Below are 22,161 nucleotides of genomic sequence, written 5' to 3'. Positions count from 1 at the left end.
GCGCCGTCTTCAATAGCGCGAGCCGACTTCAATAGCGCCAGCCGTCTTCTGCGCCCCCACCGGAACTCAGAAGACGGCTGGCGCTATTGAAGACGACCGCCGCCATCGAAGACGACCGCAGCCAGGAACGAACCACCCACCCCGTCGCCAGACTCCCCCGTCCCCCTGATAGCTGCCCGTTCTTAGGCCCCGGACGTGCGGGTCGAGCGGACCCCACGCGCGCAGCGCCCACCGGTCCGCTTGAGGCGCGCGTTCGGGGCCAAGAGAATGGGCAGCAGGGGGACGGGGGAACCCGGCGCAACCACATGGCACCCGCACAAAGGCGACTCCCGCCTCGCCGGGCTGGGGGCCCTGGCGAGGCGGGAGTCGTTACCCACCCGGACACGAGGTCGAGGATGAGGGATGGCGGTCACGGCGAGGGGGCGCCGTGACCGCCCTTTCCCCGGGGGAGGTGCTCAGCTCGATGCCCCGAAGGTGACCACGAGCTGCGGGGTGTTCTCTCCCTTCTCCCGGCTGTGGAAGGACTGCTCGGGGCCGGCGCTGGCGCCCTCGGTGGCGTCGCGGACGACGAAGCCGTGGTTGGAGCCCGGCGCGTACATGGCCAGGACCTGCTCCGTGACCGTCCACGTCCGCCAGCCGCCGCCGGACGGCGCTGTCGCTGCCGTCCCCGTGGTGGCCGGCTGATTGCCCCAGTTCACGCCCATCTCCGTCCACGAGGCCGTCGCCCGGAGCGCTTGCAGGGTGCGCCCGGAGACCGAGGAATCGGAGTACATGCGCAGCGTCGCCCCGATGACCTCGCAGCCGGACGGCGGGGCCGGGAGGGCGAACCGGACCGTCGCTCGGACGTTCTGGTTCGACGACTTCGACATCACCTTGAGCACGGAGTCGTCGCCCTTGTTGGTCGACGGGCTGCCCTGCTCGAACCAGGCGTCGGCGCTGGCCGGGACGGTGACCGGGTTGCCGCAGTTGATCGGCACGGTCCAGGTCGACGTCGCCGGTGTCGCGTCCACGTTGCCGGCCGCGTCGATGGCGCGGACGGCGAACGTGTGCTGCGAGCCGACCACCAGGCCCTGGTAGGTCTTCGGCGAGGAGCACGCGGAGTACGCGCCGCCGTCGATCGAGCACTCGAACGAGGTGCCCTGCTCGTCCGCGATGAACTCGAACGACGGGGTGCTCGCCGCGCCCGGCCCGGAGGTGATGGTCGTCTGCGGCGCCGTGGTGTCCGGTTCCGGCGCCGGTCCGATGGTCAGCACGAGCTGCGGCCGGTTGCTGCCGCTCTCGCGGCTGCGGAACTGCTGCTCGTGGTCGTTGTTCTCAGACGCGTCGCGGATCAGGAACCCGTGCTCCGCGTTCGCCGTGTACATCGCGTTGACCTGCTGTGTCACCGTCCAGGTCCGCCAGCCCGAGCCGGAGGACGTCGTCGCCGGGGTGCCGGTGGTCGCCGGCTGGTTGCCCCACGTGACGGCGTTCTCGGTCCACGGGGCCGCGACCCGGATGGCCTGCAGCGTCCGCCCGCTCCGCGACGACGAGGCGTTGAGGCGCAGCGTCGCGGACGACACCGCGCACCCCTCGGCCAGGTCGGGCAGGTCGAACCGGACGAGTGCCCGCAGGTTGGAGCCGCTCTTCGACATCACCTTGAGGGTGGAGTCGGTGCCCTTGTTGCTGGACGAGCTGCCCTGGTCGATCCAGGAGTCGGCGACCGCGTCGAGCGTGACGGTCTGCGCGGTGCAGACCGGCGGCTCGGCGACCGTCCACGTCCGGGAGGCCGGCGTCGGGTCGGTGTTGCCGGCCGCGTCGGTCCCGCGCACCAGGAACGTGTGCTCGCCCGGCGTCAGGTCCGTGTAGACCTTCGGCGAGGTGCACGCGCCCCAGGCGCCGCCGTCGATGAGGCACTCGAACGTCGTGCCGCCCTCGTCGGCGGAGAACTCGAACGCCGCCGTCGTGGTGGTCACGGAGCCCGTCGGGCCCTCACCGATCGTCGTCTGCGGCGCGGTGGTGTCGGTCGGCGTGACCGTCCAGTTGCTCACCACCGGGCTGCCGTCGGGGTTGCCGGCGAGGTCGACGGCGCGCACGGCGAACGTGTGCGCTCCGGCGGCCAGTCCGGTCAGCTCCACCGGCGAGGTGCAGCCGGCGAACGGTGCGCTGTCCAGCGAGCACTGGAAGGTGCCCGGCTCGTTGGAGCTGAACGCGAACGCCGCGGTCGTCGCGCTGGTGCTGGCCGGCGGCGGTGCCGAGGTCAGCATCGTCTGCGGCGGCATGGCCGGCGTGACCGTCCACTCGTGCTCGGTCCAGTCCGGCTGGACGTTGCCGTTCGCGTCCGTCGCCTGCACCGCGAACAGGTGCGGGCCGACGCTCAGGCCGGTGTACTCCGCCGGCGACGTGCACGGCTCCTCCACCCCGTCGAGGAAGCAGACGAACGTGGAGCCGGGCTCGTCCGAGGTGAACACGAACGTGGCCGACGTCATCTCGGTCGAGACCTCCGGACCGGACGTGATCTCCGCCTCCGGCGGGCCGTCAACCTCCCACACGTACGTGTCGGGGGTGGCGTCCGCGTTGCCGTGGACGTCGACGGCGCGAACGGCCAGCTCGTGCTCGCCCTCGGCCACGCCCTCGAGCAGGTGCGGCGTCGGGCAGTCGCTCCAGGACCCGCCGTCGAGCGCGCACTGGAAGCCCGCGCCCGGGTCCGGCGACGAGAACGTGAACGTCGCGTCGACGGCGGTGGAGACGGCCGGCGGGCCGCTCTCGATGACGGTGTCCGGCGCCGTGGTGTCGGCCGGCGCGTCGACGGTCCAGGAGAACTCCTCCGGCGACTCGTCCACGAAGCCCTCCGGGCTGACCGCGGCGACCTGGAACATGTGGTCGCCACCGCCGAGACCGGTGTAGTCGTGCGGCGAGGTGCAGGGCAGGAACGGACCGTCGTTGAGCGCACAGGTGAAGGTCGACCCCGGCACGTTGGACTCGAACGTGAAGCTCACGTCCGCGCCCGACGGGTCGGCCGGCGTGGTCAGCAGCGCCGTCTCCGGCGGGCCTATCACGGTCCACTCGGCGGTCGCGACCGCACCCACGTTGCCGGACATGTCGACCGCGCGCATCTGGAGCTCGTGCGGCCCGACCAGCATGCCCTGGACCTCGTAGGGGCTCTCGCAGGGCTCGAACTCAGCCCCGTCGACGCTGCACTCGAACGTCGCGAACGGGTCGTTCGCGCTCAACGTGAACAGCACGTCCGGCAGCGGCGTGGAGGCCGGCGGCGTGGTCAGGATGGTGACCGCCGGTGCCACGGAGTCGCCGCCGTAGGTGAACGGCAGGCTCGCCGGTGTCGGGTCGATGTTGTCCTCCGCGTCGACGGCCCGCACGTAGAACACGTGCGCACCGGGCTCGAGCGGCTCCGGAGCCTCCGGGTTCGGGTACGTCCACGGGCTCGTGCACTCCGAGAACGCGGCCTCCTCGGCGCTGTCCATGCTGCACTCGAACAGCAGGCCCGCGGGGGTCGTGACGTTGTCGGTGCCCGTGAAGGTGAACGTGGCCGCGCCGGTCGGGTCCGCCGGGCCGCCCTGGATGACGGCGTTCGGCGGGACGGTGTCCAGGCTCGGGATCACGGTCCACTCGTACTCGGTGGACTCCAGCTGGCTGGCGCCCTCCGGGTCGGTGGCGAACACGCGGAAGACGTGCTCACCCACGCTCAGGCCGGTGTACGTCATCGGCGACGTGCACGGCGCGAACGGTGCGAAGTCGAGCGAGCAGTCGAACGTGGAGTCGGCGACGTTGGCCTCGAACTCGAACGTGGCCGTCGTCTCCTCCGTCTCTCCGCCGTTGGGCGGTTCGTTGCCCTGACCCGGCTCGAACGCCGGCCCGTCGGTGATCGACGCGATGACGCCGGTGATCGTCCACGTGTACTCGGCCGGGGTGAGGTCCGTCAGGCCCTCGGCGTCCGTCGCGCGGACCCGGAAGGTGTGCGGACCGACCTCGGTCTCGTCGAACTCGTGCTCGACCGCGAAGAAGCACGGCGTGAACTCGGCGTCGTCGATGGCGCACTCGAACGTCACGTCGGGCTCGTTCGAGGTGAAGGTGAACAGCGCCTCGAACAGCGGCGTCTCGGCCGGCGGCTTCAGGTTGATCTGGGTGTCCGGCGCGACGCCCGGAGGCAGCGGCACGTAGTCCCATTCGAACTCCGCCGGCGAGGCGTCGACCAGCTCGTTCTCGTCGACCGCGCGCACCTCGAACTTGTGCGGACCCGGGCTCAGGTTGCTGTACTCCTGCGGGTTCTCACAGTCCTGCCACGCGTTCTCGTCGCTGCTGTCCAGACGGCACTGGAACTCGAGGTTGCCCAGCGGGGTGATGTCGTCGGTGCCGATGAACGTGAACAGCGCGTTGCGGCTGCTGCTCGGGTCGGACGGCTTGTCGACGATCTCGGTGTCGGGCGCACCCGGCGCGGGGCCGATGATGCACACGATATTGAAGCACTGGGCCGGCTCGGCGTTGCCCGAGGCGTGGTTCTGACCGCCGTCGACGGTGTCCTCGTGCGCGTAGATGCCCCAGCCGTCGTTGCTGTTGACGATGTTGGCGGTGACGGTGTGCCCGGCGTCGTTCACCAGGATGCCGCCGCTGCCGTTGTTGCTGGCGTTGTTGGACTCGATCAGGTTGCCCTGACCGGACGGCGCCTGGCCGGACACGTAGATGCCCTCGCCGTTGTTGCCGCCGGCCGTGTTGGACCGGATCACGTTGTCGAACGACTCGCTCTCGACCGAGATGCCGCTGTCGGTCGTGCCGCTGGCGTTGTTGCCCTGCAGCAGGTTGTTGCTCGACTGGATCAGCGAGATGCCGCCGGAGTTGAACCGCACGTCGTTGGCGCGCAGCTCACTGTCGTTGGCACTGTCCAGGGCGATGCCGGTGGCGCCGGCCGAGCCGACGGCGTTGGCGATGAAGTCGTTGCCGTTCGACTCCATGACGCTGATGCCGTAGGACCCGCTGACGGTCGACGAGTTGCCCTGCAGGACGTTGTCGTTCGACCCGGCCTCCAGCGAGATGCCGGTGCTGCTGGTCGCCGACAGCTGGTTGTTCAGCAGGGTGTTGCCGGTGGCGCCCAGGAGCGCGAGGGCGGACTCGCTGGAGCCCGTGACGAGGTTGCCCTCGACGCGGTTCCCGCTGACGCCGTCGAGCCGGATGCCGTCGCCCGGGTTCAGGCTGAGCTGGTTGTTCAGCACGACGGCGCCGGTGGTGCCGCCGGACAGGACGATGCCGGCCGTGTTCTCGTTGACCGTGCTGGTCCGGACGGTGTTGCCGCCGTCCGTGCTGTCGAGGCCGATGCCGGCGTCCTGGTTTGCGGTGGCCATGATCGAGGCGACGACGTTGTTCGCGACCCCGTCACCGAGTTGGACCCCGAAGTCGAAGTCCGTCACGGAGCCGTTGACGATCGCGACGCTGTCGAAGCCGGAGTTCCGCACGCCGGCTCCCTGGCCGGACCCCTCGAGCAGGTGCCCGCCGAGGTCCAGCGTGATGCCCGCGGCGCCGATGATCAGGCCGTCGCCGCCACAGCCGGTCAGGTCGTTCGTGACCAGCGTGCTCGTCGTGATGGTCTGGCCGCAGCTCACGGCCGCGGGCACCGGTGCGGCGCCGACGGTCCAGTCGTACTCGGCCGGCGTGGCGTCGATGTTGCCCTCACCGTCGATGGCCCGCACCAGCAGCGTGTGCGCGCCGACCGAGAGGCCGGTGTACGTGGCCGGCGAGGTGCAGTTCACGAACGGCAGCGCGTCGAGCTTGCACTGGAACGTCACGCCCTCCTCGTTGGAGGAGAAGGTGAACGACGCCGTGGTGCTGACGGTCATCGCGTCCGGACCGCTGTCGATGGTCGTCTCCGGAGCGACGCCCGGCGGGGGCGCCTCGACGGTCCAGGCGTGCTGGGCCGGCGTCTCGTCCACGTTGCCCGTCCAGTCCGTGGCACGGACGTCGACCACGTGCTCGCCGATGCCCAGGCCGGTGTACGTGACGGGGTTGGTGCACGGTGCCCAGGCGCCGCCGTCCAGCCGGCACTCGAAGGTCACGGTCGTGGCGTTGTCGCTGCCGGTGAACGTGATGGTCGCCGAGGTGCTGGTGGTCGGGTCGCTGGGGCCGGAGATGATCGACGTGTCCGGTGCGACCTGGTCGGTCGGCAGCGGCGGGCCGCCGTCGCAGTCGACGTTGAAGCACTGGATCACGCGCTGCGTCACCGGGTCGATGCCGCCGCCGACGTTGCCGAAGGCGCGGTTGCCGCCGCCGTCGACGTTGATGCCGGCGACGCTGCCGGTGGCCGCGTAGATGCCCCAGCCGCCGTTGTTGTTCGCGACGTTGCCGCCGATCATGTGGCCGACGTCGTTGACGGCGATGCCGTCCGCCGCGTTGCTGTTGGCGGTGTTGCCCTGGATCAGCGTGCCGGAGCCGGGCGGCGCGAACGAGTTGACGGCGATGCCCTCGCCGTCGTTGGCGATCGCGACGTTGCCCAGCAGGACGTTGCTCAGGGACTCGTCGCCCACCTCGATGCCGACGCCGGAGTTGTCGCTGGCGTTGTTGGCCTCGACGTGGTTGCCGCTGGAGCCGCTGAGCGCGATGCCGCCGGTGTTGTAGCGGACGTCGTTGTCCTGGATCAGCGACCCCGTGGCGGTCTCGAGCTCGATGCCGACGTCACCGTTGGTCGTCGCGGCGTTGCCGACGATCTCGGTGCCGTTGGACTCGAGGACGACGACGCCGGCCTCGCTCTCGGAGAGCGTGTTGCCCTCGATGCGGTTGCCGTGCGAGCCCAGCTGGACGAGCATCGCGGCGTCGGAGCTCGTGTTGACCTCGTTCTCGAGGAATACGTTGGTGCTCGAGCCGTCCAGCTGCACGCCGGCGTTGCTGGTGCCGTTGATCTGGTTGTTCGCGAACGTGTTGCCGCTGGAGTTGAGCAGGTAGACGCCCTGCTCGGTGCTCCCGCTGATGATGTTGGCGGTGACCGACGCGTCCTGCGTGCCGGCCTGCAGGAAGACACCGATCGCGTTGCCCGCGATCTCGTTGTTGCGGATCGTGTTGCCGTTGGTGCCGTCGTCGGCGTTGGTCAGCTGGACCGCGGCGGTGATGGTCGACTGCAGCGTCAGCCCGTCGATGATGTTCATCGCGACGCCCGAGTTCAGCGAGGCGCCGAAGTCGAACTCCTGGACGATGCCGTTGCGGACCGTGACGGAGTCGAACCCGTCGTTGCGGATGCCGGTGCCCATGCCGACGCCGTCGATGATCCGGCCGTCGAGGTCGACGGTGATCCCGTGAGCGCCGATGACCAGGCCGTCGCCACCGCAGTCGGTCAGGTCGTTGTCGACCAGCGTGCTCTGCGTGAGCACCTGGCCACAGGTGACCGTCGTGACGACCGGGGCCGCGGTGACCGTCCACAGGTAGCTGGCGGGCGACTCGTCCACGTTGCCGGCCGGGTCGGTCGCGCGGACCTGCAGCTCGTGCTGGCCGACCGTGAGACCGGTGTGCTCGGCCGGCGAGGTGCACGCCGCCCAGGCTCCGGTGTCGAGCTTGCACTCGAAGGTCGAGACCAACTCGTTGGACGAGAAGGTGAACGTCGCCGTCGTGTCCACCGTGGTCACGTCGGGTCCGGAGTCGATGGTCGTCTCCGGGTCCGTCGTGTCGTCCGGCGGGGTCACGATCGTCCAGGTGTGGACGGCCGGGGTCGCGTCGGTGTTGCCCGCGACGTCGCTGGCGCGCACCTCGAAGGTGTGCTCGCCGAGGCTGAGCCCGGTGTACTCGGCCGGCGAGGTGCAGGCCGCCCAGGCGCCGCCGTCGAGCCGGCACTCGTAGGTGAGGAACGGACCGGGCGTGGCGTTGTCGGAGCCGCGGAAGACGAACGTGGCGTCCGGCGACGTCGACGGGTCCTCCGGCGCCTCGGCGATGGTCGTGTTCGGCGCGAGGTCGTCGTCGCCCGGCGGGGCCGGGACCACGGTCCAGGTGACCTTGGCCGGGGTCAGGTCGACGTTGTCGTACGGGTCGATCGCCCGCACCTCGAACACGTGCTCACCCGAGAGCAGGAACGGGTAGATCTGCGGGCTGGAGCACTCGACCCAGTTGTCGACGTCCGGCGGCTGCGGCGGCTCGCCCGGCTCGGGAACCGGCGGCGGCGGGTCCGGCGGCGCGTCCAGCCGGCACTCGAACCGCAGGGCGGTCGCGGGCGCGAGGTTGTCGCTGCCCGTGAACGTGAACTCCTGCGGGGAGAGCGAGCTGGAGCCGTTGGCCGGCTGCGTCAGGACCTGCGTGTCCGGCGCGGTGAGGTCCGGCGGCAGCACCGGCGGGGCCGTGCCGGGCGCACAGACGACGCCCTCGCACTGCTCCGGCTCGGCGTTCCCGCTGGCCAGGTTGCCGCCACCGTCGACCGTCAGCTCGTCGGCGCTGATGCCCCAGGCGAGGTTGTTGTACGCCTCGTTGGCCGTGACCTCGTGGCCGCCACCCTCGACGGAGATGCCGTCGGAGAGGTTGCCGGTGGCCTCGTTGTCCTCGATGACGTTGCCGCCGATCGGGACCTCGTTGGGGTCGAGCAGCTCCGCCGTCACCGAGATGCCGGCACCGCCGCCGTGATTGGCGATGTTGCCGCTGATGACGTTGCGGTGGGCGGACTCCACCCCGATGCCCTCGGCGCCGGTGTGGCTGACCTCGTTGCCCGTGACCTGGTTGTCGTGCGAGCCGACCACCAGGATGCCGCCCGGGTTGAACCGCGCGTCGTTGCCGCTGACCTCGCTGTAGTGCGAGTTCGACAGCGTGATGCCGGCGCCGCCGGACAGGTGCAGCACGTTGTCCGTGACGACGGCGACGTCGGAGTCGTCGACCGACACCGAGGAGTCGCTGCTGCGCGTGGACGTGTTGCCGTCGACGACGTTGCGGTGCGAGCCCTCGTGGATCGCGATCGCGGCGTCCCCGGTGTCGGAGATGACGTTGCCGGAGACGACGTTGTCGCTGGAGCTCTCGAGGTAGACGCCGCCGTCGCTGTCGAGCAGCGGGTCGTGCGTGAGCCCGCTGACGGTGTTGCCCTCGATGCGGTTGTACCCGGAGTCGAACAGGTAGACCTGCCGGCCCAGGTTGCCGCCGAACGCGTTCCCTTCGATGAGGGCGCCCTCGGTGCCGAACACCGCGGCCACGCCGTCGCCGTTGAGGTTCATCGTGTTGTCGTGGACGTGCACGCCGTAGCGGCCGTCGTCGGCGTCGTGCAACTCCACGCCGGCGATGAGGTTGTTCTTCAGCGTCAGGTCGTGCACGGAGCCGTGCTCGCCGCCGCCGAGGATCCGCACGCCGTAGCCGAACCACTCGATGGAGCCGTTGCGGACGTGGACGTTGGCGTGACCGGCGTTGCGGACACCGGCGTAGAGGCCCTCCTCCTGGCCCGGGTCCACGACCAGGCCGCTCTTCAGCGTGTGCCCGTTGAGGTCGAGGATCAGGTTCGGAGCACCGATCACCAGGCCCTCGCCCATACAGGTGAGGTCGTTGTCGATGCGGGTGCTCTCGGTGATGACCTGGCCACAGGTCACCGTCTCGGCCGAGCCCGGCTCGGCCGGCGCCGGAGGCTCGGGCGTGCCGACCTCCTGGAACCGCAGCACCAGCTGCGGCGGCGTCGGCGGCTCGAGGACGGCCTCGCTGCTGATGAACGAGCTCTCCGCACCGGTGAGGTCGCCCTCGGCGGAGTCGCGGATCACCCAGCCGTGGTTGGCCGAGGCGCCGTCGAGCATCGACTGCACCTGAGCCGTCATGGCCCACTCGCGGTAGCCGGCGCCCGACGTGGTCGTGACGGCGGCGCCGGTGGTGCCCGGCTGGTTGTTCCAGGTCAGCTGCGACTCGTCCCACGCGGCGTCGGTGGCGACGGCCTCGAGCGTGCGCCCGGCCTCGCCGTCGCCGTGCAGGCGCAACGTCGCCCGCTCCAGGACACAGTCGTCCGGGACGTCGGGCAGCGGGAAGCGCACGTACGACCGGGCGTTCTGGTCCGGCTCGTTGGACCGCACGACCAGTTCCTCGGACGCGCCGAAGTTGTCCAGGGGCTCGCCCTGCTCGACGTGGGTGTCGGCCGCCGCGGTCACGATGATGTTGGCCGCGGTGCAGCTGGTCGGCTCGGTCACCGTCCACGTGTGCGTGGCCGGCGTCGGGTCCATGTTGCCCTCGCCGTCGATGGCGCGGACCTGGACGGTGTGCTCACCCGGCGTCAGGTTCGAGAAGACGGCGGGGTTGAAGCACTCGAGCCACGCGTCGGGGTCGACGGTGTCGATGCGGCACTCGAACTCCAGGAACTGCGCCGCGGTGCGGTCGTCGGTGCCGGTGAAGGTGAACGCCGCGGTGTTGCGGTCGCTCGGGTCCGGCGGGGTCTCCTGGAAGACGGTGTTCGGTGCGGTGCCGTCGGGCTGCAGCTCGAAGGCGTGCGAGTCAGGGGACTGGTCGACGTTGCCCGCACGGTCGATCGCGCGCACCTCGAACAGGAACACGCCGTCCTCGACCAGCTCGACCTGCCACGGGTTCGGGCAGCCGACGAACATCTCCTCGGGGTCCAGCGGCTCGGTCGGGTCCGGCGGCTCCGGGGGCTCGCCCGGCTCGAACTCGAGCAGGCGGCACTCGTAGAGCAGCTCGTCGGTCGGCGTGACGTCGTCGATGCCGGTGAACGTGAAGACGGACGTGTTCTCGGTGTCCTGGATCGGGCCCGAGACGTACGCGGTGTCCGGCGGGTTGGCGTCGGCCGCGGCGAACGGGCCCTCGTACTCGAAGGCGCCGCTGTCGCACTTGTTGTCATCGGGGTCGGCCTGGTTGCCCTGCGGGCGCGAGACGCCGCGCTGGTCCACCGTCGGGCACGGCTCGACGCCGCCGTCGATGGCGAAGCTGTCCTCGCGCAGCGCCATCGTCATGGTCGGCCCGCCGTTGTCGGCGATGGCGTCGAGGCTCGCGGTCCCCGCGTTCTGGCGGTCGCGCAGGCCACGGAAGTAGCAGGTGTCGCCGGAGTCGATGTTGCCGCCCTCGGACCCGATGGCGAAGTTGCAGTTCGGGCCGATCAGGTTGTCCGAGATGATCGTGTTGCGGAAGATCACGCTCTGGCTGGGCTCGATCGGGAAGTTCGGCACCGTGACCTCGCCACCGACGCCACTGGCCACGGGGGCGCTGTTGTGGGCGATGGTGGTGCTGGACACGTGCACCGCGGCGTCGGCGTCGATGTACAGACCGCCGCCTCGCACCTGGGCGAGGTTGCCGGAGATGGTGACGTTCTCGTAGTTCGCCTCGGCGTCGCCCAGGCCGTAGATGCCGCCGCCCAGGCCGGTGTCGTCGGAGAACCGGGCGATGGCGCGATTGTCCCAGAACGTCGACGCCTCGATCCGCAGCGCGCCGTCGGCCTCGTTGGCCAGGCCACCACCGTTCTCGGCGGTGTTCGCACGGACCATGGTCTCGGAGATGGTGAAGTCGCCGCTGCCGTCGCTGAGGATGCCGCCGCCGTCGAGCTCGGCCTCGTTGCCCATGATCGTCAGGCCGGTGACCGTGACGCGCGCCGCGGCGTTCAGCAGACCGCCGCCGGCCTCCGCGTGGTTGCCGGTCAGGTCGGAGTCGGCGATGTTCACCGAGCCGTTGTTCTCGAGCGCGATGCCACCACCGGCGGTGCCGGCCGAGTTCTCGGTGAAGGTCGACGCCTCGACGACGACCGGGCCGCTGCCGCCGGCGAACAGACCGCCGCCGGAGCCCTCGGCCACGCCCTCGACCTCGACGCCCGCCTCGTTGCCGGTGAACGCGACGTCCTCGATGCTCACCGGGCGCTCGACGCCGGTGAAGACACCGCCGCCGTCGCCGACCGCCGTGTTGGCCTCGACGGTGCCGCCGCGGATCGACAGGCTCGCCTTCGACCCCGCGACCACGCCGCCGCCGTCGCCGTCGGTCGCGTGGTTGTCGGTGATCGTGGTGTTCGTCAGGTTGAGCGCGCCCTCGTGGTCGACCATGACGCCGCCGCCGGACATGGCGGAGTTGCCGTCGACGGTGACGCCGCTCATGTTCAGGCGGCTCGGCACGCCGGTGAGGCTCGGCTCGCCGGCCCCGAACACGCCACCGCCGTTGTGCGCGGTGTTGCCGGTGACGGCGCCGCCGGTGATGGTGACAGTGCCGGTCAGCGCGAAGATGCCGCCGCCGTCGCCGATCGCCTCGCTGTCGGTGACGTTGACGCCGTTGAGCCGGATGTTGCCGCCGGACGCGGTGTAGAGGGCACCGCCCTCCTCGGAGGCGAAGCCCTCGCGCAGGCTCAGGCCGGAGAGCGTCACCGCCCCGGCCGTCTCCTGGATCTCCAGCACCCGGTCGAGTGCCGTCTGCTCCGCGGGCGCCCCGTCCGGCGCCTCGCCGCCGTCGATCACGGTCGCCGCGGCGCCGGCACCGTTGACGGTGACCGGCGCGGTGATGTCGAGGTCGCCGGTGTCGGCGCCGTTGTCGCCGCCCGGCGCGATGGCCAGCTCGAACGTGCCGGCGGGCACCTGGATGACATCCGGTGCCGTCGACGCGTTCGACTCCTGGATCGCGGCGCGCAGCGTACATTCGCCGGCGCCGGTGAGACACATGCCGTCGCCCACCTCGGCGTCGGTCGCGTCAGTCGTACTCGTCACGACGAAGGTCTCGCCGGCGAGCGCGGATGGCGCCGTCAGCGCCATGATGCCCGCCACCGTGCCGAGCGCCGCGAGTAACGCGACGACGGCACGTAATCGGCCGCGCGTCACGCGCATGCCGAGCAGAGTCCGCCCCTTGGACATGAAAATCCCGCCCCCCTGTGGAGGCCCCCCACGGGTCACTCCACATGCCCCACCTGGATATCGACGGTGCCAGCTTTCCGTGAGGGCATGAGACGTCTGTAAGGCAATGGTGAGAGCTTCTTTATGAGGTTTTACCGGCTTGAAATGCGATCTGTTACGCGATTTCCGCAGGCCTTGGCGGGCTGTATCAAGTGCTTCGCCCGGATTGTCCAGTCGCGTTCATGAGCGCCGGTATGGCGTCGGACGGCGTTCATCAAGACGCCGCTCATCGAAATCTCAAGCAGGGCGCAGGCGATAGCCGACGCCGCGGACGGTCTCGATGACGTCGGCGCCGAGCTTCTTGCGCAGCGCGTTGACGTAGACGTTCACGACGTTGGTGCCGGGGTCGACGGCGTAGCCCCAGACCTGCGAGAGCAACTGCTCGCGCCCCAGCACCTGGTCGGGATGGCGCAGGAACGCCTCCAGCAGGGCGAACTCGCGGCTGGTGAGCTCGACGGCGCGGCCGTGCACCCAGGCGCGCCGGCTGCGCAGGTCCAGCTGGATGCCGCCGGCCGACACCGTCGCCCGGCTGGTGCCGCCCGACGACGTGCGCAGCCGGCTGCGGACCCGGGCGAGCAGCTCCTCGAAGTGGAAGGGCTTGCGCATGTAGTCGTCGGCGCCGCTCTCGAGGCAGGTCGCCGCGTCGCGCTCGGACAGCCCCGTCAGCACGACCACGGGGACGGTGTGCCCCGCCGACCGGATCTCGCGCAGCACCCGCAGGCCGTCGCGGTCGGGCAGGCCGAGGTCGAGCACGACCAGGTCGTACGCCCCGGACATGCCGAGCTGGCGCGCCGTCAGGCCGTCGTCGGCGATCTCGGTGGCGTAGCCGTGCAGGCGCAGGCCCTTCTGCACGAACGCGCTGATGAGCGGGTCGTCCTCGACGATCAGGATGCTCGTCACGGGAGGTCACCGGGCAGCGGCACGACGATGGTGAACGTGGACCCCCGGCCGGGCGCGCTGACGAGGTCGACCCGGCCGCCGTGCGCCTGGGCGATGAGGGCGACGATCGCCAGCCCCAGCCCGGCGCCCTGGTAAGCGCGCCGCGAGTCCGCGCCGCGGGCGAACCGCTCGAAGACGCGCTCGCGGTCGGCCTCGGCGATGCCGGTGCCGGTGTCGCGCACCCAGAGCCGCCACTCGTGGTCGGTGCGCGAGCTGCCGACGGCGACGACCTGGTCACTGCGGGTGTGGTTGACGGCGTTGTGCGCGAGGTTGAGCACGGCCTCGGTGAGCCGGTGCCGGTCGACCAGGACGGTGCCCTCGCCGACGCCGTCGAGCAGCCAGGTGCGCGAGCCCAGAGCGCCGGCCTTCGCCAGCAGCTCGACGGTGAGGTCGCCGAGGTCGACGGGCGCCGGCCGGACGAAGTCGGGCTGGTCAGCGTCGGCCAGCACCTGCAGGTCGTCGACGATGCGGCCGATGCGGTTCAGCTCGTCGAGCACCAGCGCCACCGTCGCCCGCTGGTCGGCGGGGTCGTCGGTGAGCAGCTCGAGGTGACCGCGGCAGATGGTGAGCGGGTCGCGCAGCTCGTGGCTGGCGTCCTGGACGAAGATGCGCTGGCTGCGGAACGCCGACTCGAGGCGGTCGAGCATGGCGTTGAACGCGTGCGCCATCTCGACCGCCTCGCCGCTGCCGCGGGTGCGGATGCGGCCGGTGAGGTCGGACTCGGAGATGGTGTGCGCGGTCCGGGTCAGGGCGCGCAGCGGCGCGAGCACGCGGCCGGCCAGCGGCCACATGACCAGCCCAGCGAGCAGCAGCATGCCCAGCGCGATGTACAGGCTGTACTCGCGGACGTCGGCAATGTCCTCGAGGTCGCGCCGCGGCAGGTGCGCGACGACGAACGCGCCGGACTCGCCGCCGAACTCGATGGGCTCGACGCGGTAGCGCATCTCGCCGCGCTCGGTGTCGATGCGCCCGATGGTGTGATCGTCCTGGGAGGCGAGCGAGCGCCACTGGTCGATGACATGGCGCGGCACGTCGCCCGACGGCAGCCGGCCCACCGCCGTCTGGTGCACGCGGCCGCCGACGAACGCGACCATGCCCTCGCCGCTGCTCGGGACGTTGCGGGCGAAGTAGACGTCGAAGAGGGCCGACAACGACGTGAACGGCTCGCCCGTCGTGGGGTCGCGGCCGTCGTTCATCATGCGCTCGAGCTCGAGGACCTCCTGCAGCTCGGCCCGCTGGATGCGCTGGTCCAGCCGGATGATCAGCACCTCGCTCAGCACCAGGCTGGTGACCACGGCCGAGGTCGAGAGCAGCACGACATAGGAGGTGATGAGGCGGCTGCGCAGGCTCCGGGCGCCGGCGAACCAGCGGGCCAGCCGGCTCCGGGCCGGCAGACGTTCGGGCGTGCCGACGGCGTCCGCACCGGACGTCCCGTCCGACCGCGGCGGAGACCAGGTCGTCTCGACGCGCACATTGCCCCCTTGCCGTCGCTGCGGCAACGGCGCGCCGGACGAGGTCTCCCCTGCGGACCACCCCGCGCCCGGCTGGGGAGCAGCGTACGCCCTGCGCCATTTCCGATCAACGCGATGGCGAATAGTCGAAATGTACGAAAGGTGAACGCCAAATGAACTGACGGTGAACCGGGTGGCGCCGGAATCAGGCGTCGGGGTCGGGCAGCGCTCGCAGGTGACCGCGTCGGGTGCCGCTGCTCTCGCCGGCCATGGGCGGGGCGGGAGCGGGCTCGGGGCGGCGGCCGGCCTCGCGGACGGCGTCGGCGAGGGCCAGCAGGTCGTCGTTGCTGGGACCCAGCGCGGCGGGGTCCGGAGCCAGCCGGATGACCTCCCAGCCGCGGGGCGCCACGAGCCGCTCGGAGTGCTCGGAGCAGAGGTCGTAGCTGTGCGGCTCGGCATAGGTGGCGAGCGGGCCCAGCACGGCCGTGGAGTCGGCATAGACGTAGGTCAGCGTCGCCACCGCGGTCCGCGGACAGGCTGATCGAGAACAGCGACGCATCGGACTCACAGAGGAAGGCTAGCGTCTGAGCGGTGCCGCTCGGGCACGGCACGCCAAACACCGGCTAGTCTGCCGAGGATGAGCCGTCGTCAGCCCGGTCCCGAGACCCCGCCCGGGGTGACCCTGCCGCGTATCCGCCGTGACCGGCACGGGCGCGGCATGCGCGGCCCGCTGGCCCCGGCCGGCTCGCCGCTGTCGGTCTCGCGGGCGCAGCGCTTCGACGACCTCGTCATCGGCGCCGTCGAGCGGCTGGACCGGCGCTGGCAGGACCAGCTCGCCAAGGTCGAGTTCGCCGTCGAGGACGTCCCCGCCCTCGACGAATGGGACCGCAGCTGGGTCCCGCTGGCGCGCGCCTACGCCGGCACCGGCGCGCTCCCGGCCCGCGTGGTCGTCTTCCGGCGCCCGGTCGAGACGCGCGCCACCGACCCCGCCAAGCTCCGCGCCCTCGTCGGCGACGTCGTCACCGAGCAGGTGGCCGAGCTGTTCGGCGTCGAGCCCGAGGAGATCGACCCCGCCTACGGCGGCCGCGACCTCCCCTGAACCACGACGACCCCGTCGGCGCCCGCGATGTGGGATTCGCGGCGGCATCTGGGCCGCCCACCACGATTACCCGAGCCTCAACACGCCTGCAATCGTGTCGAGGCTCGGGTAATCCTCGTGATGTACGCGATCGTTGATGATCATCGCTGTCCACAGCCCCGGCGGACCGCATGCACACGGCGAGGCGTCCCCAGGGTCTCCCCGTCCCACCACCCCGGCAGAACCTCAGGGGGACTCGGCCGGCTCCGGGACGTCGGGGAGCTCGCCGACCACCTCGGGGACGTCGACCTCGACCGTCGGCGACACCAGGGGCAGCAGGTCGAGCAGTGAGCCGTCGTCGTCGGTGGCGGCGGTGAGGCGGGCGGCGACCACGGAGCCGGGCGACTCCGGGACCACGATGACCGTCGCGTTCGCGGCGTCGCCCTGGGCGGTCATGGCCACCGGAACGGTCGCGCCGGCGGGGATCTCGAGCGGTTCCTCGGCGGCGACGGTGCCGTCGGCGGCCAGCGTCTGGACGGTGACCCGGGAGGTCGTCGTGACGGCGGAGCTGAGCAGCAGCGCGCTGGCGAACCCGGACGCCGCCCGGCTGAGCAGCGCCGGCGTCGGTCCCGTCAGGGGTTCGCTGGCGGTCGTGTAGGCGACGTCCGGCAGGCCGTCCTCGGGCGCCTGCACCACCCGCACCGACGCCGTGATGGGCTCGTCGCTCTCGAGCCGGATGCCGGCGGGATCGGCGCCGCTGTCCAGCGGGATGTCGGTGACAGTGCCGGCCGTGACGGTGAGGACGTCCTGGTCGACCGGGCTGAACGCCCCATCGGGCCCGAGGACCTGCAGCGACACGATGGCGTCGGTGGTGCCGGGCGCGACGATGCGCAGGCTGCGCTGCCCCGACCCGGGGATGCCGGGGATGACGAGGTCGCGGCGCGGCGCGACGGCCGCCGGGACGTAGGTCATGCCCTGCGGCGTGATCTCCGACGTCTCGCGCAGCTCGAGCGCGGCCGAGATGCGGCCCTGGCTCGAGCGCACGTGCACGGCGGTGGTCACCGACCCGGCCGCGAGCGCGTCGAGCAGCAGGATCCGCTGGCTGCGGGCGGGCACGCCGAGGTCCTGGGTGCCGGGCGCGTCGATGGGCCCGGCCTCGTCCCACAGCTCGATGTCGACGACGGCGGGCACGTCGGTCGGGTTGGCCAGGACCAGCCGGCCGCGGCGGCCGACCTCGCCCGACGCGCCGACGAACCAGTGCTCGCGCCGGGGCGCCGTGCACGTGGCGGAGCTGATGCCGCGGAGGTCGGCCTCCTGCGTGATCAGCGTCTGCTCTGCCGCGAGACCCGGCGCCAGGGCGCCCTGGCCGGTGACGGCGAACGAGGTGCCGGCGCCGGTCTCGACCGACGTGATGCTCGGAATGCCGCGCTCGGTGAGGCTGAGCAGCGGCTCCGGCGGCTCGGCCGGCTCCGTCGGCTCGGCCGTCGCCTCGGGGTCCTCGGGATCCGGCGGCAGCGCGAGCGCCTGGACGGTGATGGGCGGCTGCTCCGCACCGGTGGCCTCGGGGACGTCGACGCCGGGCAGCGCCAGCACGCCGAGCTCCGCGATGCCGACGTCCTCGCCGTCGACATACGGGCACACCAGCGTCGACCGGACGACCGGCTCGCGGACCTCCGGGTGGTCGTCGACGACGGAGTCGGGCGGCCCGATGAGCGTCGCCCCGCCGACCACGACGGCCACTCCGGCGCCGACCGCCAGGCCGGCCCATCGTGCGCTGATCACTGCTCGTCCTCCTGCCGCCGGGACTTCGCCCGCTTGCCAGCACCGCGACTGCCCGCCGCGCGCTTGCCGGGCGTGCGCCGGGACCGGCCGCCCGCGGCGTCGTCAGTTCCGGCGCCGGACGACTCCTCGGCCGCGCGGCCGGCCCGGCGGCCCTTGTAGGCGTCGGTCAGCGAGGCCCGCGGCGCGTCGTCGTCGGCTCCGGCGCGGGCGAACGGGTCCCAGTCGCCGACGGCGTGCGGTGCGGGTTCGCCGGGGGCCGACGGCGTGGGCTCGGCCGGGAGCAAGGGCTCGGCCGGCTCCGCCGGGGCACGTCCGGTCCGCTTGCGCGGGGTCCGCGCACGCGGCGTGGGCGCCGGTTCCGGCTGCGGCTCGGCGAACGCGGGATCGGTCAGCGGGTCGCCGGGCGTCCACTGCTGGGTGGCCTCGACGGGGCTGCGCTCGGCGGGCGGGCGCTCGGCGGGCGGGCGCTCGGCGGGCGGGCGCTCGGACGGCCGCTCGGCCGGGATGCGCTCGCCGCCGGGCAGCCACGGCAGACCGGCATCGGCGACGGGGGCCGGGTCCGGCGCCGCCGGTCGCGCCTGCGGGGACGGCGACGGGGCCGGCTCCGGGCGCGGCGTCGGCTCCGGGGGCGGGGTCGGCTCCGGTCGCGGCGACGGCGACGGCTCGCGCCGGCGCGGCTTGCGCTCCGCGGGCTCGGCCGCCGGCTCACCCCGTCGGGACCCCCGCCGTCGGCTCGATCGGGCCGCCACCGGGGCGGCCTCGCCGGCACCCGCGCCGACACCGACCGGCTCGAGCGGCGGCCGCGGCGCGGCGTCGTCCTCGGGCTCGAGGTCGGCGGCGTCGTCGACGGCGCCGCGCTCGCGCCGGATGCCGGGCAGCGCCAGGACGACGGCGACGACGACCGCGCCGAGCTGGAACCAGAGCCAGAACGCGCGCCGGTTGCCCTCGTACTCGACGACCAGGTCGCCGGCCTGCGGGCCCAGCTCGAACGCCTGCGCCCAGCCGGCGTACGTCGTGGGCTGGAGCTCGGTGCCGTTCAGCGTGGCCGTCCAGCCGGGGTCGGCCAGCTCGGACAGCACGACGAGGCGGTTCTCGGCGCCCTCGGGCACCGGGCCGGCGGCGTCGATCTCGTCGCTCGGGACGGTGACGACCTCGGAGTCGCCGGCGGCCAGCGGCGCGATCTCGGCGCCGTCGGCGGGCGGCTCGGTGATCCACACCCGGGCCACGGGCTGGTCGATCTGCCACATCGCGGCGCCTTCGGGGGCGCTGCTGCGGACCAGGCCGGGCACGGTGTCGAGGGTGTCGGCGAGATCGGGGTCGTACGGGCGCGGCATGTAGAGGTAGCGCACCGCGAACTCCGCGAGCCGGGCGCCGTCGGCCCCGCCACGGCCGGAGACGACGTCGGCGACCACCTGGTCGAGCGGGCCGTACTCCTCGGGCGGCGGACTGGTCTCGGCGTCGCCGAGCCGGGGGCCGGACTCGCGAAGCAGCGCGTAGGTGATGCGGCCGTCGTCGGTGCGGCTGAGCACCAGGGTACGCACCCGCTCGGCACGGGCGGCCTCGTCGGCGACGTAGGCGGGCAGGATCTGCGCGTCGCGGCGCTCGATCGGGTCGCCCGCGCCGCGCGCCACCCACCAGCCGGCCGCGACGATCGGGGCCAGCCCGGCCGCGGCGGCGACGATGACGGCGAGCGGCTGCCGCCAGCCGAAGCTGGCGTGCGAGAGCCGTTCGCGGGCGCCCTCGGCACCGACGGCCGTGGCGAGCAGCAGGCCGCCGGCCACGACCACCGTCGCGAACCCCGGCCAGCCGGCGACCGGCGTCTCGAGCGTGGGGCCGCTGACGGCGATGCGTGAGAGCACGATGCCCGCGACCAGGGCGACGCCGACCACCGTCCAGGCGGCCGCGATGGCCAGCCGGCGCACCGGGCGGAACATGGAGAACCAGGCGGCGACCAGGATGCCGGCGCCCAGCCAGATCGGGGCGCTGCCGGGGCCGCCGGGGTTCTGCAGCAGCACCGACCACGGCGCGAGCTCGGGGTCGGAGAGGTCCGGCCCGGGCACGCCGGCCTCGGTGACCAGCAGCATCGGGTTGCTGAACAGGCTGCCGGTCCACGGGATCAGCACGACCGGCGTGACGGCCAGCATGACGCCCAGCCGCAGCAGCGCGCGGCGGTCGCGGAACACCGTCCCTGCCGCGATGCCCGCGAGGACCAGCGCGATGATCCAGGCCAGTGGCACGAACGCCGAGACCATGGCCAGCAGCAGGCCGGCGCTCCACGCGGCCCGGCCGGGACCCGGCCGGCCCGGCGAGCCGAGCGTGCGCATGACCGCGAGCGCCAGCAGCGGCGTCAGCACGGCGGCGACGGCGGTGCCCAGCCGGCCGGCGGCGATGGCGCCCGTCGTCGCGGGCAGCAGCGCGTACGTGGCGGAGACCCAGACCCGCAGCAGCTTGGACCCGACCAGCCGCCGGACCAGCAGGTACATCGTCAGGCCGGCCAGCGGCACGGACCCGATGAGCAGGAGGTCGACGGTGAGCGAGGCGTTGCGCACCACCGTCGCGACGATGGCGACGATGCCGAGGTACGGCGGCGACGCCGACGCACTGCCCAGCCCGCCGCCGTGCCACGACTCGGTGTAGACCTGCCAGAGGTCGCCGGCGCCGCCCGGTGCGGGCAGCAGCGCGCCGCCGAACAGCCGGCCCGACCCGATCAGGCCGCGGACCGTGACCAGCGTCACCACGATGAGCGCGGCGGTCATCAGCACGGCCGGGTGCAGCAGGAAGCGCAGGATCCAGGTGTCGTCGCCGGGCGGCGTGTCCTCGTCGTCGCCGTCGGAACTGGCAGCGCGGCGGCCGCCGGTGACGTCGTGCCCGGCGCCGCTGCTGGAACCGGTGATCATGCCGAGGACGTTCTCTCCCGCGTGCCGCAGCTGCTGGCCGCGCGGAGGGAACAGCGAGCGCAGCTGCGACGGCGACTTGCGGCGGGTCTGCCGGCGCCGAGCCCGCGCCCGGATGAGCACGTCGGGCCGGCCGATGACCGCCAGCAGCGCCACGAGCTCCTCGAACGCCAGGGCCGGCTGCTTGCCGACGAGGAACGTCAGCGACCGGCCGAGGCTCATGAAGAGCACGCGGAGCAGCACGAACAGCAGCGAGCGCGCCGGCGTGTTGGCCAGCAGGACGTAGATGGCGTTGCGGCGGTCGGCCAGGTGCGGCCGGTCGCGGGTGGCGCCGAGCCGCCGGCGGCCGTGCGCGGCGGCCTCGGCGTGGTAGACGACGGCCTCGGGGCAGACGACGACGGGGTGGCCGGCCTCGTTGGCGCGCCAGCCGAGGTCGACGTCGTCGCGGAAGATGGTGAGCCACGGGTCGAAGCCGCCCAGCTCGTCCCACACGTCGCGGCGGATCAGCATGCCCGCGCTGCCGACCGCCAGCACGTTCTTCGTGGTGTCGTGCTGGCCCTGGTCGTACTCGCGGCGGTCCAGGCCGGTGTGACGGCGGCCGCCACCGGTCACCGTCAGGCCGATCTCGAGCAGCTGCCGGCCCTCGCGCCAGTCGAGCACCTTCGGCCCGATGATGCCGGCGTCGGGACGGCGGACGGCGGCCTCGAGCAGCCGCGCCAGCGCGTCGGGCGCCGGGGCGCTGTCGTCGTGCAGCACCCAGATCCAGCGGGTCTGGTCCGACCGCCGCAGTCCGCCGGTGCCCATCATGGCCTGCGCCATCTGGTCGCCGGCCGCGACGCCGGCGGCGACGGCCGCGCCGAACCCCGTCGAGCGCGGCATGGACACGACGGAGGGCGCGCCGAGGGTGGAGGTCAGGATCTGCTCGGTCTCGTCGCGGCTGCCGGTGTCGACGGCGACGATGCGATCGGGCATACGGCGCAGCGCCGCGACCGCCTCGAGCGTGCGGTGGACGAAGCGGCTGCCGTCGTGGGCGACGAGCACGGCCGTGACGTCATGGGTGAGCAGTGCCGTGGGGTCGACCGGCTCCGGTTCGCCGATGTCGCTGGCGAACGCGTCAAGTGCGGCGTCGGCGCCGATGCCAGGGTCGGAATAGACGCTGGGTGTCGTGCTGCCGTTGTCGATTGCGGTCAAGGGGTCCGGTGCCATGCCTCGTCGTCGTTCCAGCGGTTCGG

General features: G+C 72.4%; 7 protein-coding genes. 1 reads left to right on the top strand and 6 read right to left on the bottom strand.

The features are described 5' to 3' along the window. Positions 1 to 455 precede the first annotated feature (455 nt). The 4 genes from HD601_RS15200 to HD601_RS15185 all read right to left on the bottom strand — a co-directional run bounded on the left by HD601_RS15200 (position 456) and on the right by HD601_RS15185 (position 15,743). Positions 456 to 12,719, bottom strand: a complete 12,264-nt coding sequence (locus tag HD601_RS15200) for a right-handed parallel beta-helix repeat-containing protein (protein ID WP_184823168.1) — start codon at positions 12,717 to 12,719, stop codon at positions 456 to 458. 303 nt (positions 12,720 to 13,022) lie between these two features. Continuing rightward, on the bottom strand, positions 13,023 to 13,685 hold the full coding sequence (locus HD601_RS15195) for a response regulator (RefSeq protein ID WP_184823166.1): 663 nt from the start codon (positions 13,683 to 13,685) through the stop codon (positions 13,023 to 13,025). After that, positions 13,682 to 15,196: an ATP-binding protein gene (locus HD601_RS35725; RefSeq protein WP_184823164.1), complete on the bottom strand. Its 1,515-nt coding sequence runs from the start codon at positions 15,194 to 15,196 to the stop codon at positions 13,682 to 13,684. Before HD601_RS35725 ends, HD601_RS15195 begins: the two co-directional genes overlap by 4 nt. Before the next feature lie 184 nt (positions 15,197 to 15,380). After that, entirely contained in the window at positions 15,381 to 15,743 is a 363-nt protein-coding gene (locus tag HD601_RS15185) for a DUF3499 family protein (protein ID WP_184823163.1), read from the bottom strand. Between the two features lie 69 nt (positions 15,744 to 15,812). On the opposite strand from HD601_RS15185, the gene HD601_RS15180 reads away from it, so the two are divergent. Continuing rightward, the gene (locus HD601_RS15180; protein ID WP_184823161.1) at positions 15,813 to 16,274 is read left to right on the top strand and encodes a metallopeptidase family protein; all 462 of its coding nucleotides are present in this window, start codon (positions 15,813 to 15,815) and stop codon (positions 16,272 to 16,274) included. A 225-nt stretch (positions 16,275 to 16,499) separates the two neighbouring features. Here the strand turns inward: HD601_RS15180 and HD601_RS15175 are convergent, their stop codons facing one another. Together HD601_RS15175 and HD601_RS15170 are read right to left on the bottom strand one after the other, a co-directional pair. Then, positions 16,500 to 18,035 (bottom strand): DUF5719 family protein, encoded by a 1,536-nt coding sequence (locus tag HD601_RS15175; protein WP_184823159.1) that lies wholly within the window; start codon positions 18,033 to 18,035, stop codon positions 16,500 to 16,502. Next, positions 18,032 to 22,120 (bottom strand): glycosyltransferase, encoded by a 4,089-nt coding sequence (locus HD601_RS15170; RefSeq protein WP_184823157.1) that lies wholly within the window; start codon positions 22,118 to 22,120, stop codon positions 18,032 to 18,034. Before HD601_RS15170 ends, HD601_RS15175 begins: the two co-directional genes overlap by 4 nt. Positions 22,121 to 22,161 lie beyond the last annotated feature (41 nt).

The organism is Jiangella mangrovi (assembly GCF_014204975.1).
In the GTDB taxonomy this organism is placed as follows: domain Bacteria; phylum Actinomycetota; class Actinomycetes; order Jiangellales; family Jiangellaceae; genus Jiangella; species Jiangella mangrovi.
This window is presented reverse-complemented; position numbering and strand designations above follow the sequence as displayed.

Coding starts and splice junctions, on each gene's coding strand:
- HD601_RS15200 (WP_184823168.1), bottom strand. CDS start 12,719: ATGCGCGTGACGCGCGGCCGATTACGTGCCGTCGTCGCGTTACTCGCG.
- HD601_RS15180 (WP_184823161.1), top strand. CDS start 15,813: ATGAGCCGTCGTCAGCCCGGTCCCGAGACCCCGCCCGGGGTGACCCTG.